The 14,274-nt window shown below is 58.4% G+C and carries 6 protein-coding genes and 3 rRNA genes; 4 read left to right on the top strand and 5 right to left on the bottom strand.

The window, feature by feature from the left end; all coding sequences use genetic code 11:
* Positions 1 to 924 precede the first annotated feature (924 nt).
* The 3 genes from H2O75_RS08120 to rrf all read left to right on the top strand — a co-directional run bounded on the left by H2O75_RS08120 (position 925) and on the right by rrf (position 6,093).
* A 16S ribosomal RNA gene (locus tag H2O75_RS08120) occupies positions 925 to 2,455 on the top strand.
* A gap of 308 nt (positions 2,456 to 2,763) precedes the next feature.
* Positions 2,764 to 5,853, top strand: a 23S ribosomal RNA gene (locus tag H2O75_RS08115).
* Positions 5,854 to 5,976: 123 nt separating this feature from the next.
* Positions 5,977 to 6,093: ribosomal RNA gene (gene rrf, locus H2O75_RS08110) — 5S ribosomal RNA — on the top strand.
* Together the 16S, 23S and 5S rRNA genes form the textbook arrangement of a ribosomal RNA operon.
* Before the next feature lie 65 nt (positions 6,094 to 6,158).
* On the opposite strand, the gene H2O75_RS08105 is transcribed toward rrf, so the two are convergent.
* The 5 genes from H2O75_RS08105 to H2O75_RS08085 form a co-directional block, all read right to left on the bottom strand.
* The gene (locus H2O75_RS08105; protein ID WP_182170656.1) at positions 6,159 to 6,776 is read right to left on the bottom strand and encodes an FMN-binding negative transcriptional regulator; all 618 of its coding nucleotides are present in this window, start codon (positions 6,774 to 6,776) and stop codon (positions 6,159 to 6,161) included.
* Positions 6,777 to 7,168: 392 nt separating this feature from the next.
* A complete protein-coding gene (locus tag H2O75_RS08100; protein WP_182170654.1) occupies positions 7,169 to 8,587 on the bottom strand; it encodes an aldehyde dehydrogenase family protein in 1,419 nt (472 codons plus the stop codon).
* Position 8,588: 1 nt separating this feature from the next.
* Positions 8,589 to 10,118 carry a GMC family oxidoreductase gene (locus H2O75_RS08095; protein ID WP_182170651.1) on the bottom strand — a complete coding sequence of 510 codons (1,530 nt, stop codon included), beginning with the start codon at positions 10,116 to 10,118 and terminating at the stop codon, positions 8,589 to 8,591.
* A 110-nt stretch (positions 10,119 to 10,228) separates the two neighbouring features.
* Positions 10,229 to 11,146, bottom strand: coding sequence for an AraC-like ligand-binding domain-containing protein (locus tag H2O75_RS08090; protein WP_182170648.1), 918 nt, complete (start codon positions 11,144 to 11,146; stop codon positions 10,229 to 10,231).
* Between the two features lie 84 nt (positions 11,147 to 11,230).
* On the bottom strand, positions 11,231 to 12,553 hold the full coding sequence (locus H2O75_RS08085; RefSeq protein WP_182170645.1) for a flavin monoamine oxidase family protein: 1,323 nt from the start codon (positions 12,551 to 12,553) through the stop codon (positions 11,231 to 11,233).
* Between the two features lie 203 nt (positions 12,554 to 12,756).
* On the opposite strand from H2O75_RS08085, the gene H2O75_RS08080 reads away from it, so the two are divergent.
* On the top strand, positions 12,757 to 14,262 hold the full coding sequence (locus tag H2O75_RS08080) for an APC family permease (protein WP_182170642.1): 1,506 nt from the start codon (positions 12,757 to 12,759) through the stop codon (positions 14,260 to 14,262).
* Positions 14,263 to 14,274: the final 12 nt, after the last annotated feature.

The raw sequence follows: 14,274 nt of genomic DNA, 5'->3' as shown, positions 1-14,274 counted from the left end.
CCCGAGCACCGGGACACTGTGTTTACGTCGCCCACCTTTGATCTTTAGCGCGGACCGGGCAGAGGCTCCTATCGACAACCGAGCGATCTGGGCGATCGGACTCACCTAGAAGGACATGTGGTGAGTTCGGAACCAAGCCCGAAATCCGTACGGTCTCTCGCTCCCTCTCTCTCTCTCTCTCTCTCTCTCTTTCTTCATCCGAGGAAGAGAGCGGCATCAGTACCGCCGCTCGCCGGCCGTCCCAGGACTCTCCCCGGATATTCCACCGCTGCCAGCGGAGGTGCTCGAATGGGGAAGGCGTCGTGCAACGTGATCGTTCGCGATCCTCATGACACTGGACACAGTGAGGGATCATCTCCCCACGCTTACCGAGGCGACCGGGGCCGGCGATCCGTGCCATACGCGTCTGTCGGGTCCCGCTGCAGCCTTTCCGCCCCCATACTGCTGGTGATCTGGCGCACGAAACACTGCGGAAATAACGATCAACCAGCGCTGCCTAACTGACGGACGCGAAACTGTGAGCGTAAGAATCGTGCAGAAATGACCTGCTTTAAGGCGCGATTTCACGTCTTTCTGGGGTGTTTGTGCTGGTGGGGGTGGGTTGGTGTTGAGGGTCACGTGGTTGTGGTTTGACGGGGTTGGTTGTGGGGGCCTAGATTTATCAAGTTGCTTCCGGCGAGTTCGGGAGGGATGCCTCTGGGCTTGTGGGTCTGGTTGGGTGTGGGTGGTTCGGATCACATGGTTTGAATTTGTCTGGCTCGGCTGGGTGTGCTAAGGTAGAGAGGTTGCTCCGCGAGAGATTGTTGTTTGATGGTCTTTGGCTGTGGGTTGCTGGTTTTGAATCTCAATAGTGTGTCGTTTTTTTTATTTGATTGATTTTGTTTTGTTTTTTTATGGAGCTGTTTCAGCTTTTCTGTAAAGGTTTTTACGGAGAGTTTGATCCTGGCTCAGGACGAACGCTGGCGGCGTGCTTAACACATGCAAGTCGAACGATGATGCTCACAGCTTGCTGTGGGTGGATTAGTGGCGAACGGGTGAGTAACACGTGAGTAACCTGCCCCCTTCTTCGGGATAAGCTTGGGAAACTGGGTCTAATACCGGATATTCAACTTCTGTCGCATGGTGGTTGTTGGAAAGATTTATTGGTGGGGGATGGGCTCGCGGCCTATCAGCTTGTTGGTGGGGTAGTGGCCTACCAAGGCGTCGACGGGTAGCCGGCCTGAGAGGGTGACCGGCCACACTGGGACTGAGATACGGCCCAGACTCCTACGGGAGGCAGCAGTGGGGAATATTGCACAATGAGCGAAAGCTTGATGCAGCGACGCCGCGTGAGGGATGACGGCTTTCGGGTTGTAAACCTCTTTCGGCAGGGAACAAGTCCAGGTTTTGGCCTGGTTGAGGGTACCTGCATAAGAAGCGCCGGCTAACTACGTGCCAGCAGCCGCGGTAATACGTAGGGCGCGAGCGTTGTCCGGAATTATTGGGCGTAAAGAGCTCGTAGGCGGCTTGTCGCGTCTGCTGTGAAAACGCGGGGCTTAACCCCGCGCTTGCAGTGGGTACGGGCAGGCTTGAGTGTAGTAGGGGAGACTGGAATTCCTGGTGTAGCGGTGGAATGCGCAGATATCAGGAGGAACACCGATGGCGAAGGCAGGTCTCTGGGCTATAACTGACGCTGAGGAGCGAAAGCATGGGGAGCGAACAGGATTAGATACCCTGGTAGTCCATGCCGTAAACGTTGGGCACTAGGTGTGGGGACCTTTGGTTTCTGCGCCGTAGCTAACGCATTAAGTGCCCCGCCTGGGGAGTACGGCCGCAAGGCTAAAACTCAAAGGAATTGACGGGGGCCCGCACAAGCGGCGGAGCATGCGGATTAATTCGATGCAACGCGAAGAACCTTACCAAGGCTTGACATACACTGGAAGACTGCAGAGATGTGGTTGCCTTCGGGCTGGTGTACAGGTGGTGCATGGTTGTCGTCAGCTCGTGTCGTGAGATGTTGGGTTAAGTCCCGCAACGAGCGCAACCCTTGTCTCGTGTTGCCAGCATTTAGTTGGGGACTCACGAGAGACTGCCGGGGTTAACTCGGAGGAAGGTGGGGACGACGTCAAATCATCATGCCCCTTATGTCTTGGGCTTCACGCATGCTACAATGGCCGGTACAGAGGGTTGCGATGTCGTAAGGCGGAGCGAATCCCTTAAAGCCGGTCTCAGTTCGGATTGGGGTCTGCAACTCGACCCCATGAAGTCGGAGTCGCTAGTAATCGCAGATCAGCAACGCTGCGGTGAATACGTTCCCGGGCCTTGTACACACCGCCCGTCACGTCACGAAAGTTGGCAACACCCGAAGCCCGTGGCCCAACCTTTTTGGGGGGAGCGGTCGAAGGTGGGGTTGGCGATTGGGACGAAGTCGTAACAAGGTAGCCGTACCGGAAGGTGCGGCTGGATCACCTCCTTTCTAGGGAGAATTTTTTCCCGAAATCCATGCGATCATGTCACGCCTGCGTTTGTGGGTGGTGGTTGTGTGGTGGCGATGTTCCTGCCGATGGGATAGTGGGTGGCGCCTGCTTGAATGGTTGCTCGGAATGGAATCGGTTGTGTGGTAGGAAACGGCATGCTGTTGGGGTTTGGGGTTAGCAGCCCTGGTTGCTCTGTCATGTGGGTGCACTGTTGTGGTGTGTTTGTGTGATGTGGGTGGGTTGTTTGGTAACTGTATAGTGGACGCGAGCATCTTTGGTTTGTGTGAATCGAAGAGTTCTTTAATGTTGTGAATTTTGTAGGGGCGTTCGGTGGATGCCTTGGCACTGGGAGCCGAAGAAGGACGTTGTAGCCTGCGATAAGCCTCGGGGAGTTGGCAAACGAGCTGTGATCCGAGGGTGTCCGAATGGGGAAACCTGGCCCACGTTATGGTGGGTTACCCGCACCTGAATGTATAGGGTGTGTGGGGGGAACGCGGGGAAGTGAAACATCTCAGTACCCGCAGGAAGAGATATTCCGTGAGTAGTGGTGAGCGAAAGCGGATGATGGCTAAACCGTGTGTGTGTGAGAGCTTACGGGCGTTGCGCATGCGGTGTTGTGGGAGCGTGTTTTCGGCCCTCCGTATGGGGTCGGGATGGTAGTGGTGTGATAGTTGAACCTGGTGGGAAACAGGGCCGTAGACGGTGAGAGCCCGGTAGACGAAATTGTGCTGCTATATCTGATGCGCCACCCAAGTAGCACGGGGCTCGTGGAATCTCGTGTGAATCTGCAAAGACCACTTTGTAAGCCTGAATACTCCCTAGTGACCGATAGTGAATAGTACCGTGAGGGAATGGTGAAAAGTACCCCGGGAGGGGAGTGAAATAGTACCTGAAACCGGGCGCCTACAATCCGTCAGAGCCTCCTTTGTTGGGGTGATGGCGTGCCTTTTGAAGAATGAGCCTGCGAGTTAGTGGTGTGTGGCAAGGTTAACCCGTGTGGGGTAGCCGTAGCGAAAGCGAGTCTGAATAGGGCGTTTGAGTCGCATGCTCTAGACCCGAAGCGGGGTGATCTACCCATGGGCAGGGTGAAGCACGTGTAAGAGCGTGTGGAGGCCCGAACCCACTTCAGTTGAAAATGGAGGGGATGACCTGTGGGTAGGGGTGAAAGGCCAATCAAACTCCGTGATAGCTGGTTCTCCCCGAAATGCATTTAGGTGCAGCGTTGCGTGTAGCGTGCCGGAGGTAGAGCTACTGGATGGCTGATGGGCCCCACCGGGTTACTGACGTCAGCCAAACTCCGAATGCCGGTTACGTATTGCGTGGCAGTGAGACTGCGGGGGATAAGCTTCGTAGTCGAAAGGGAAACAGCCCAGACCATCGGTTAAGGCCCCTAAGCGTGTGCTAAGTGGGAAAGGATGTGCAGTTGCAGTGACAACCAGGAGGTTGGCTTAGAAGCAGCCACCCTTGAAAGAGTGCGTAATAGCTCACTGGTCAAGTGATTGTGCGCCGACAATGTAGCGGGGCTAAAGTACACCGCCGAAACCATGGCAATGAAACATTCGTGTTTTGTTGGGTAGGGGAGCGTCGTCATCGTGGTGAAGCCAGGGCGTGAGCGTTGGTGGAATGGTGACGAGTGAGAATGCAGGCATGAGTAGCGAAAGACGGGTGAGAAACCCGTCCGCCGAATGACTAAGGGTTCCAGGGCCAGGTTAATCCGCCCTGGGTTAGTCGGGACCTAAGGCGAGGCCGACAGGCGTAGTCGATGGACAACCAGTTGATATTCTGGTGACCGGCGAAATACCGTCCAATGCTGAGGTGAGGGATACTAACCATCCAAACCATCACGTCTTCCTTCGGGTTGGTGTGGTGGTGCGCGTGGGACCTGATCTTACGGTAGGCAAGCGTATTAACAGGGGTGACGCAGAGAGGTAGCCACCGCGTGTCTTATGGCTTGGCACGTTTAAGGACGCAGCCCGTTTCCTAGGCAAATCCGGGGAACGTGAAGGGTGAGGTCTGATGATGACCCCTTGATTGGGGGAAGTAGGGTGATCCTGTACTGTCTAGAAAAGCCTCGACGCGAGGTATGAGCCGCCCGTACCCGAAACCGACACAGGTAGTCAGGTAGAGAATACTAAGGCGATCGAGAGAATCGTGGTTAAGGAACTCGGCAAAATGCCCCCGTAACTTTGGAAGAAGGGGGACCTGAACCTTGAAACCCCATGCGGGTTAGGGGTGAGGGTCGCAGAGACCAGGGAGAAGCGACTGTTTATCAAAAACACAGGTCCGTGCGAAGTCGTAAGACGATGTATACGGACTGACGCCTGCCCGGTGCTGGAAGGTTAAGAGGACTGGTTAGCATACTTTGTGTGCGAAGCTAGGAATTTAAGCCCCAGTAAACGGCGGTGGTAACTATAACCATCCTAAGGTAGCGAAATTCCTTGTCGGGTAAGTTCCGACCTGCACGAATGGCGTAACGACTTCTCCGCTGTCTCAACCACGAACTCGGCGAAATTGCACGACGAGTAAAGATGCTCGTTACGCGCAGCAGGACGGAAAGACCCCGGGACCTTTACTATAGCTTGGTATTGGTGTTCGGTACGGCTTGTGTAGGATAGGTGGGAGACTGTGAAGCATTCACGCTAGTGGGTGTGGAGTCATTGTTGAAATACCACTCTGGTCGTATTGCACATCTAACCTCGGACCATGATCTGGTTCAGGGACAGTGCCTGGTGGGTAGTTTAACTGGGGCGGTTGCCTCCTAAATGGTAACGGAGGCGCTCAAAGGTTCCCTCAGCCTGGTTGGTAATCAGGTGGCGAGTGCAAGTGTACAAGGGAGCTTGACTGTGAGACTGACAAGTCGAGCAGGTGCGAAAGCAGGAACTAGTGATCTGGCGGTGGCTTGTGGAAGCGCCGTCGCTCAACGGATAAAAGGTACCCCGGGGATAACAGGCTGATCCTGCCCAAGAGTTCATATCGACGGCATGGTTTGGCACCTCGATGTCGGCTCGTCGCATCCTGGGGCTGGAGTAGGTCCCAAGGGTTGGGCTGTTCGCCCATTAAAGCGGTACGCGAGCTGGGTTCAGAACGTCGTGAGACAGTTCGGTCCCTATCCGCTGCGCGCGTTGGAAACTTGAGAAGGGCTGTCCTTAGTACGAGAGGACCGGGACGGACGAACCTCTGGTGTGCCAGTTGTACCGCCAGGTGCATGGCTGGTTGGCTACGTTCGGAAGGGATAACCGCTGAAAGCATCTAAGCGGGAAGCCTGCTTCAAGATGAGGTTTCCATCCAACATTCGTGTTGGTGAAGGCCCCCTAAAGACTATGGGGTTGATAGGCCAGATGTGGAAGCACTGTAAAGTGTGGAGCTGACTGGTACTAATGGCCAAATAATTCACAACACACAATTAAACGAGCTCTGAGTTCTCATGACTTTAGCGTGTTCGCGTCCACTGTATGGTTACCATTCAAACCACCCCGGTAACCCATAACACTATATGATCGTTATGCGACCCCAAAGTTTTGGCGGTGGCTATAGCGGTGGGGAAACGCCCGGTCTCATTCCGAACCCGGTAGCTAAGCCCACCAGCGCCGATGGTACTGCACTCGGGAGGGTGTGGGAGAGTAGGACACCGCCGCCATTCAACCCCGTGAGGCCCCTCCACCCGGAGGGGCCTCACTTTTATGTCCAGAATCTTTACGTGCTTTAGCCGTTGTATGGCGTGCGGCGAGCACGCGAGGGCGCCTGTGCGATGTCCTCGGCCAGCGCATGCGCACAAGCGTCCGGAAGCCCCTGCAGTCGGCTAACGATCTGTGCTCTCTCTTCAGGCAGCTTGTTCTGCGAGAGCTTGGCCTGGCCATCGATCCGTTCGATGGTCATCGAGAGGCCGATGATAGCTTTCGCAGATCTGTCGACATACGTATCGTCCATCCCATGCTCGGGATCCCACTGGCCGGCGAGTTCCAGAGCCGCCGTCTTCACCCACGTCGAATCGTCGTGGACTGTGATGGTGCCGTGGATAGTGACCTGCGTGTAGTCCCACGTGGAAGCACCCGCTGCGCCGTCTGGCAGGTAGTCCCGTGCACTCACGTAGTGATGTGGGCCCGTCATGACGATGGCAGCAGGTTGAGGCGAATGGATTGCCTTCCAGTGCCCGTTGAATCGCGCCATGTGGAGAAGGATCTCCTGATCCCCGATGACAAAGGGCAAGAATGTCGCGTCGATTGCGCCGTCCGGGCGCGCTGTCACGAGCGTGCCAGCCCCTTGCTCCGCAATGAAGCGGAGTCTCTCCTCGTCGGTGAGGCTGAAGTAGTGGGGAATCATGATCGGCTCTCCTTCTCGTCGGCGTCCTATTCTATCCCTGCTCCCGGAGAACGACTTCTGCCGGTGTAAGCTCGGTCCGGCTATCGAGGATGCGCCGTCTGGTGATCTCGGAAGCCGTAGCCGTTTCTCCTTTGTCGTGCGGCGGCCTTGCCCTCGTCGACCATCTGACAACCTCCCTCCGGGTTCTTCCCGGGCCGCGTTGTCCGGGGCCACGGTGGCGCCCAAGAGGGCAGGACGTGCTGGAAGGCTCCCCGACCAGTCGTCAGGCGAGGACATGTGCGACCGAGGCTGGTAGTCGGTGGGGGAAGCGTCCGAGGGCATGGTCTTCAGCGAAAAGCTCGGTCTCAACCGAGGTGGTTGAGACCGAGCCCTGTCGTTTGTGATTTGTCGGATCAGCCCGAAATGATCTTGGGGAGCGCCATCTGCTTCAGGCCTTCCAGCCCGAACTCCAAGCCCTCTCCCGATTCTTTGATCCCGCCGAATGGGACGCGCGGATCGAGTGTGCCGTGCTGGTTGATCCACGTCGTTCCTGCCTCGAGGCGGTGCGCCACCTTGAGGGCACGTTCACGGCTCGACGACCACACTGAGGAGCCCAATCCCACGTCCAAGCCGTTGGCCCATTCGATAGCCTGGTCGAGGTCGGTGTACTTGACGATCGGGAGAACTGGGCCGAACTGCTCCTCGGCGACGAGCGGGTTGTCGTTGTCGATATCTGCCACCAGTGTCACGGGATAGAAGTTGCCGGGCGCACGATCGTCGGGGTTCCCGCCGATCAGAATGCGGGCGCCCGATGACCGGGCCGCCTCGACGAGGCGGGCGACGACGTCATACTGGGCTCGGTTCTGCAGCGGTCCCAGGACGTTCTGCTCCTCGATGCCACGTCCCATCGGCATCGCACCAGCGACCTCAGCTAGCGCGTCGCACACGTCGTCGTAGATTGATTCGGGCACGTACAGGCGCTTGAGCGCCGCACAGGTCTGCCCCGTGTTGATGAACGCACCCCAGAAGAGGCTTTCGGCTATTTCCTTGGGATCAACATCATCCAGGACGATCCCGGCGTCGTTTCCGCCGAGTTCCAGCGTCAACCTCTTCATATCGGCCGCAGCGGAGCGCATGATCGCCTTGCCGGTCTCTGTGGAACCGGTGAACGTGATCTTGTCGATGCCGTCGTGTGCCGTCATCGCTTTGCCCAGGTCGCCGCCGCCAGCAAGCACCTGCAGGACGCCCTCTGGCAGGACATCGTTCATGACACGGCCGAGCGCGAGGACGGACAGCGGTGTGTATTCAGAGGGTTTCAGCACGACAGTGTTGCCCATCCTCAGGGCAGGGGCGATCTGCCAGATCGAGATCATCATCGGCCAGTTCCACGGGCCGATGGCCCCAACGACGCCGATAGGCACGTAATGCAACTCGGCATAACCGGACTCGTCATCGAGCACAACCTCCGGCTCGATGGGGAATGAAGCGCTGGATCGCATCCATGCCGAGCATGCGCCTACCTCAAACAGGGCGTTCGGCCCGTTCTTGATTGGTTTGCCCTGCTCGCGGGAGAGCAGTTCGGCCAGCGCGTCGGTGTTAGCCTCAATGGCGTCCGCCGCCTTATTCAAATAATCCGAGCGTTCATCGTGTGAGAGCGTCGCCCACGTCTTCTGAGCGGCGCGGGCTGCCTCGACGGCTGCATTCAGATCGTCCTCGGTGCTCTGCGGAGCATGTCCCAATATCTCGTCGGTCGCAGGGTCGCGCACTGCGGCGCCTTCGCCCTCGCCGACGGTCACTGACTTCAGCAGTTGATCAAACGTGTAGGTGGTCATGTTAGTTCCTGTCAGATGTGGCCAGCACAGCCGCCGCTTTCTCGGCGATCATGATGGTGGGAGCGTTTGTGTTTCCGGTGGTTACGGTCGGCATGATGGAAGCATCGGCGATGCGAAGTCCGGTCAGCCCATGGACCTCGAACGTTCGCGGGTTCACAACCGCCATCGAATCGATCCCCATTTTGCAGGTGCCGACTTGGTGGTGGTAGGTGACGGCGGTCTGACGCGCGTACTCTGCAAGTGCCTCATCGGAGTCATCGACCTCGGGGCCCGGATGAACTTCCACCGCTCCCCATTCGTCAAAGGCATTCTGGCGGCCAATCTCTCGGCATTGCCGCAACGACGCGACGAGCGAATCCACATCTGCCTGCTCGCGCAGGGCACCCAGATCGATGTCGATAGGATCGTTGAGGCTCGGGCCGGTCAGTGTCAGCTCCCCGCGGCTCATCGGTCGCACGATACCGGCCACCAACGAGAATCCGTTGTCCGGCCCCGTCAAGTCTTCAGTGAAATACATCGGAAGCGCGAAGTTGATGGGTTGGGTATCGGGTACGGCGAGGTCATCGCTGGACTTCCAGAACATGTGGGTCTCGGCAGCACCCACGGTGCTGGCAGGGACGGGCTTCTTCTCCGTGGTGAAAATGACCGGCGACAGCAGATGATCGTGGAGGTTCTTTCCCACTCCAGGGAGGTCATGGACCACGTCCACTCCCGCCTCGGTGAGCTCCGCTGCCGGCCCGATGCCGGATCGCAGCAGAATCTCGGCGGACCCGATTGTTCCTGCTGCCAAGACGATTTCGCCGGCGTGAATGATGGACTGTTCGCCCGCCTTCTCGATCTCGAGGCCCGAGACAACTCTGTTGTTGACGATCATGCGGGTCACCTTGACATCTGTCATGATCGTCAGATTCTCGTGATTCTTGATGGGCTCGAGGTAGGCCTTCCACGTCGAGAGGCGCTTCGAATCTCGCACGGTGATCTGGGTGGGTGCAACACCGTCCAGCTCGCCCACGTTGTAATCCGTGTTGATGGGCAGACCCCACTGCTCGGCGGCGGCGATGATGGAATGCTGGATGGGGTTCATGTCGAAGTCGTTGACGACGTCGAGCAGTCCCTCAGTGCCGCGCCCACCGGTGTCTCCGCCATCGTATTTCTCAATCTGTTCAAAGATGGGAGCGACATCATCCCAGCCCCATCCCGGGCAGCCCTGATACTCCCACGTGTCATAGTCCCGTGCGTGGCCACGGACCCAGATAGTCGCGTTGAGCGCGTGGGAGCCGCCGAGGACCTTGCCGCGCGGAAGTGCGAGCCTGCGGTTATTGCACCCCTCCTGTTCGGTGGTGACGTAGGCCCAGTCTTCCGGGCCGCCCCACAGTGCCCCGGCTTCCCACACATTGGGGATAATGGGGTTCGTGTCCCAACCGCCTGCCTCGAGAACCGTGACCCTCTTGCCGGCATCGATGAGCCGGCGGGCTAGGACGCAACCTGCGGAACCTGCTCCGACAATGATGTAGTCGGGGATTTCTGCCATGGCTTTACCTTTCTGTCGTGAGCGCCAGTGCTCCAACGACGTGAGATAAGTATGGTCATGTTGTTTACGCCACTTCTTGACTCCTGGCGCATGCTATATGACTTTGGGCGCTATACGTCACGCAGTGCCCGGGTTCGGGCTTCTCGCGGCGCCTGGCCGTACTCGGCTTTGAAGGTGCGGGAGAAATGTGCGGCGTCCGTAAATCCCCAGGCGGCACCGATGCTTGAAACGGGAATGTCGGCGAGTGCTCTGTTCGTCAGGTCGAGATAGCACTTCTCGAGGCGGCGCGAGCGAATATAGGTGGAGACGGTTGTGCTCTGCCGCGCGAACAGCGAATGCAGGTGCCGCGTCGAGATATGAACGGCGGCGGCCACACTGGCGGGCCCGAGGTCGGGGTCTGCCAGGTTGTCATCAACGTAATCCTGAATTTTGCGCAGGAGGTCCCAGTGGGGATCTCGGGCTGTCTTCACCACATCCAGCTGGTTGGTGATCAGAGACTCGAGGAGCTCGAGGGCGTTCTTGGCCAGCATCGCTCCGGCCGGGCCCTTCAGGTGCTCCATGTTTGTGGCGATCGACATGAGGAAGGGGGACACGACGCGGCCGAGACCATCGCTGGCGCCGATTCGAGTGGCGACGGCATTGGCGACGAGTCCCGTGGGGATCCGCAGCTTGTCATGTGGGATCTGGATGACCATGAGGGCGAACGGAGAGTCGAACGAGAGGACATAAGGTTTCGATGTGTCGTAGATGACAAGGTCCCCTGCGGTCAGGTGAACCTCGCGGCCCGCCTGTTCCATGGATGATTGCCCTTCAAGCTGCAGGGAAATCTTGAAGAAGGATCGCGGAGAATCCTCGATCAGCTGCTCTGTGCGGCGAACCACGTGTCGATCGGCGCGCACGGCGACAAACGAAGTACCCAGCTGGTCGACCAAGCGGTGTTCACGCATTTCGGCGTGGAAATCTGACACATCTGTCGTGACGTCTAGCGGTACGAAAGACTCGTTGACCGCTATCTTGAACTCACTCAAGTTCACCGCTCCACCCCCTTTGGCACGCGGCATTGCACACGATGATACCGCGTGGAGTTACCGGGCGGAGGCGGAGCGGAGTTCTCAAGCCTTGCGGGCTAGGCTGTTGATCTTGTTGGCGGCGCGATAGCCGGTCTCGATCGCCCCGTCAACAAAGGAATTCCACCCGGCCGCCCAGTCGCTGCCGGCCAGGACGAGGCGTGAAGCGCCAAGGTCATGCGGCTTCGCTGCGGCGAACTGGCCGAGTGCCGGTGTGGTCCAGGTCTGGCCCGACCATTCATCTTCCTGCCAGTTGTGCCACGTTGAGCCCACGACTTCAAGCTCTGGATCCCATTCTTTGACGATTCGGTTGACCTCGGCCACGTCCTCGCCGTCCAGCTCGGTGTGGTCAGGGCCGAAGCCCACCATGATGGTGGTCCCATCATCGAGAAAATACTCTGATCGGATCATTGCAATCGGATGCCCGGCGTCTCCGTAGGCAAACACGTTCTTGTGGCCCTCGACTTTGATCCAGATCTTGAAGCCGGTACAGCCCCATTTCGAGTCGACAATCTTCTGAACGTCGGTAGGCAGGCCAGGCGAGAACGACACGTTGCCCAGCGCTCCTGCGGGGATCGTGACAACGACGGCATCGAATTCGCGTGTCGTCCCATGACTCAGGGTAAGAGTCGCACCCTTGTCGTGGTGGACGACTGCGTCGATGGGTGTCGACAGGTGAATCGGCCCGTGAACGTCAGCCGCAATTTTCTCGTAGATGCCCTTCATGCCGTCCTTGAGCTTGTACCGCAGGGTCTGATCGTCAAGGAGGCTGAGGCGATGGTCGGACAGCGCGGCCCAGTGCTTGGCCATGAGAGAGGAGGCCTTTTCCGACGAACCCTGGTAGCCGGCACGCCAGTAGGAATCTGCGAGGGCACGCTCCTCGTCGGAGAATCCGTCCAGCCCAGCGAGAACGGGCGTCTCATCGGCCGCGCGATAGCGCTCCTTGACCTCCTCGGGGATGTCGGGGTCTCGGAGGACGAAATCGGGGTCGTGCGGAAAGGGGAAGAACTCGCGAGAGCCTTCGAACACCTTCGCCTGAATCTCACCCAGCTTGCCGTCCAGTTCCTCTTCGGTTCCGGTACGCACCTCGTTATTGACGAACCAATACGCTTTGTCCACAAAAGGAGAAACGATCATCTCCGCCTCGTAGCGCTGCATCTCTGCCCACACGTAGGGCTGCATCCAGTGTACCCACGTTCCGCCCATCTCTAGCGGATAGTCGAGTGAGTTCTCGGTTGTGGTCCAGGTGCGTCCTCCTATGCGATCGCGAGCTTCGAAGATCTCGACCTCGTGTCCGAGTCGCTCGAGTTCGCGTGCAGCAATGAGGCCAGCAAACCCAGCACCGACGATTCCTACTTTCCATCCCATGATGGTTCCCTTCTTCTGAGCGACGTTGCTCTGACCGTTCCAGTATCGGCACCAGCCGCCAGATGTGACTTGACTCCCAGCGCACAGGACTAGGCGCTGGTTGCGCAGTTCGCGGCTGAGTATTCCCCTTGGCGGAGGGCGGCCCCATTCTGATGGTCAGCGGGCGGCAACGTCGCCGCCCACGAGTAACAAGGAGTTCCATCATGGCCATCACTCGGGAAACCGTTCCGCATACTCGCGGTGAACAATTGAAGAAGCGCTCGATCGGCGTTCCCTCACTCGTCTTTCTCATCATCGCGGCGTCGGCGCCGCTGACAGTCCTAGCCGGCGGCGTTCCATCATCGTTTGCGGTCACCGAGCTGCTTGGCGTCCCGCTGTCCTATCTGGTGCTCGGGCTGATTCTCGTGTTCTTTGCCGTGGGCTACGGTGCAATGAGCGCGCGCATCTCGAATGCCGGTGCGTTCTATGCGTACGTGGCGGCCGGTCTCGGCAAGCGTCAAGGCCTTGCTGCGTCGGGTCTCGCGCTTGTGTCATATAACCTCATGCAGGTCGGCCTCTACGGCATCTTCGGATTTGCCCTGAGCTCACTGCTTGCCACGCTCGTGGGAATCCAGGTCGCCTGGTGGATCTGTGCCCTTATCGGCTGGGCTATCGTCGCAGTTCTCGGTGTCTCCGCGGTCGACTTCTCCGCGAAGGTGCTGGGAGTGCTGGTCGTGCTGGAGTTTGTCATCGTCGCGATCATCAACTTCTTCAGCTTCCGATATGCGCCCGAAGGTGTCACCACGACGACGATCGAGCCGTCCAACTTCATCGGCGTCGGTCTCGGCACAGCTCTTGCGTTCGGTATCGCAGCGTTCATGGGCTTTGAATCTGGCGCTATCTACTCCGAGGAGACGAAGGACCCGCAGCGATCCGTACCCCGAGCGACTTACATTGCTGTCGGGCTGATCTCGCTGTTCTATGCTTTCTCAGCGTGGGCACTCTCCGTCGGTGTCGGCCCGAGCAATATTATCTCGCAATCCCAGGAGTACGGCCCGGACCTCCCGTTCGTCATGCTTGACGGTTTCGGTTGGAAGACGCTGGCCGATATCGGTCAGGTCGTGCTCATCACGTCGCTGCTGGCAGCGCTGGTCGCATTCCACAACTCGGTGGCGCGCTACTTCTTCTCGCTCGGCCGTGAGCGCGTCATCCACCCATGGTTCGGCCAGACGTCAGATCGTTCCGGTGCACCCCGATCGGGGTCGATCGCGCAGACGACCATCGGCCTCATCGCCATCGTCATATTCGCGGTGGCCGGCAACGGATCCGAATACGGCATCATGTACCCGATCTTGACCATGTTTACGTGGCTGACGAATGCTGCAGCGTTCGGCTTGATCTTTCTCCTCGTCGTGACATCGCTATCGATCATCCGGTATTTCGACAAGAATCCGCACGGGCATGGCGTATGGGTGCGGGTCGTTTTTCCGACACTCGCTCTCATCGGCTTGAGTGCCGTCTTCGTTCTCATCATGCTCAACTTCGACACGATGATCGGCGATACCGGCCCAGCATCCCTCGTGTGGATCATGCCTGCTGTCATCATTCTTGCCGGCGTCATCGGCTTCCTGCGCGGTGAGCATCTCCGTCGTTCGAACCCGGATGTTTTCGAACATATCGGACAGGGCGGGGAGCGGCTCGAGCCTGCTCCTCGGGAACCACTGGTCTAGGCACGAACCGGA

This window comes from Flaviflexus equikiangi, assembly GCF_014069875.1.
Classification (GTDB): domain Bacteria; phylum Actinomycetota; class Actinomycetes; order Actinomycetales; family Actinomycetaceae; genus Flaviflexus; species Flaviflexus equikiangi.
Note: the sequence above shows the minus strand (reverse complement) of the source record. Positions and strands in the feature narration are given on the sequence as shown.

Excerpts from the sequence above, each read along its gene's own strand:
- H2O75_RS08105 (WP_182170656.1), bottom strand. The coding sequence starts at position 6,776 with ATGATTCCCCACTACTTCAGCCTCACCGACGAGGAGAGACTCCGCTTC.
- H2O75_RS08100 (WP_182170654.1), bottom strand. The coding sequence starts at position 8,587 with ATGACCACCTACACGTTTGATCAACTGCTGAAGTCAGTGACCGTCGGC.
- H2O75_RS08095 (WP_182170651.1), bottom strand. The coding sequence starts at position 10,118 with ATGGCAGAAATCCCCGACTACATCATTGTCGGAGCAGGTTCCGCAGGT.
- H2O75_RS08085 (WP_182170645.1), bottom strand. The coding sequence starts at position 12,553 with ATGGGATGGAAAGTAGGAATCGTCGGTGCTGGGTTTGCTGGCCTCATT.
- H2O75_RS08080 (WP_182170642.1), top strand. The coding sequence starts at position 12,757 with ATGGCCATCACTCGGGAAACCGTTCCGCATACTCGCGGTGAACAATTG.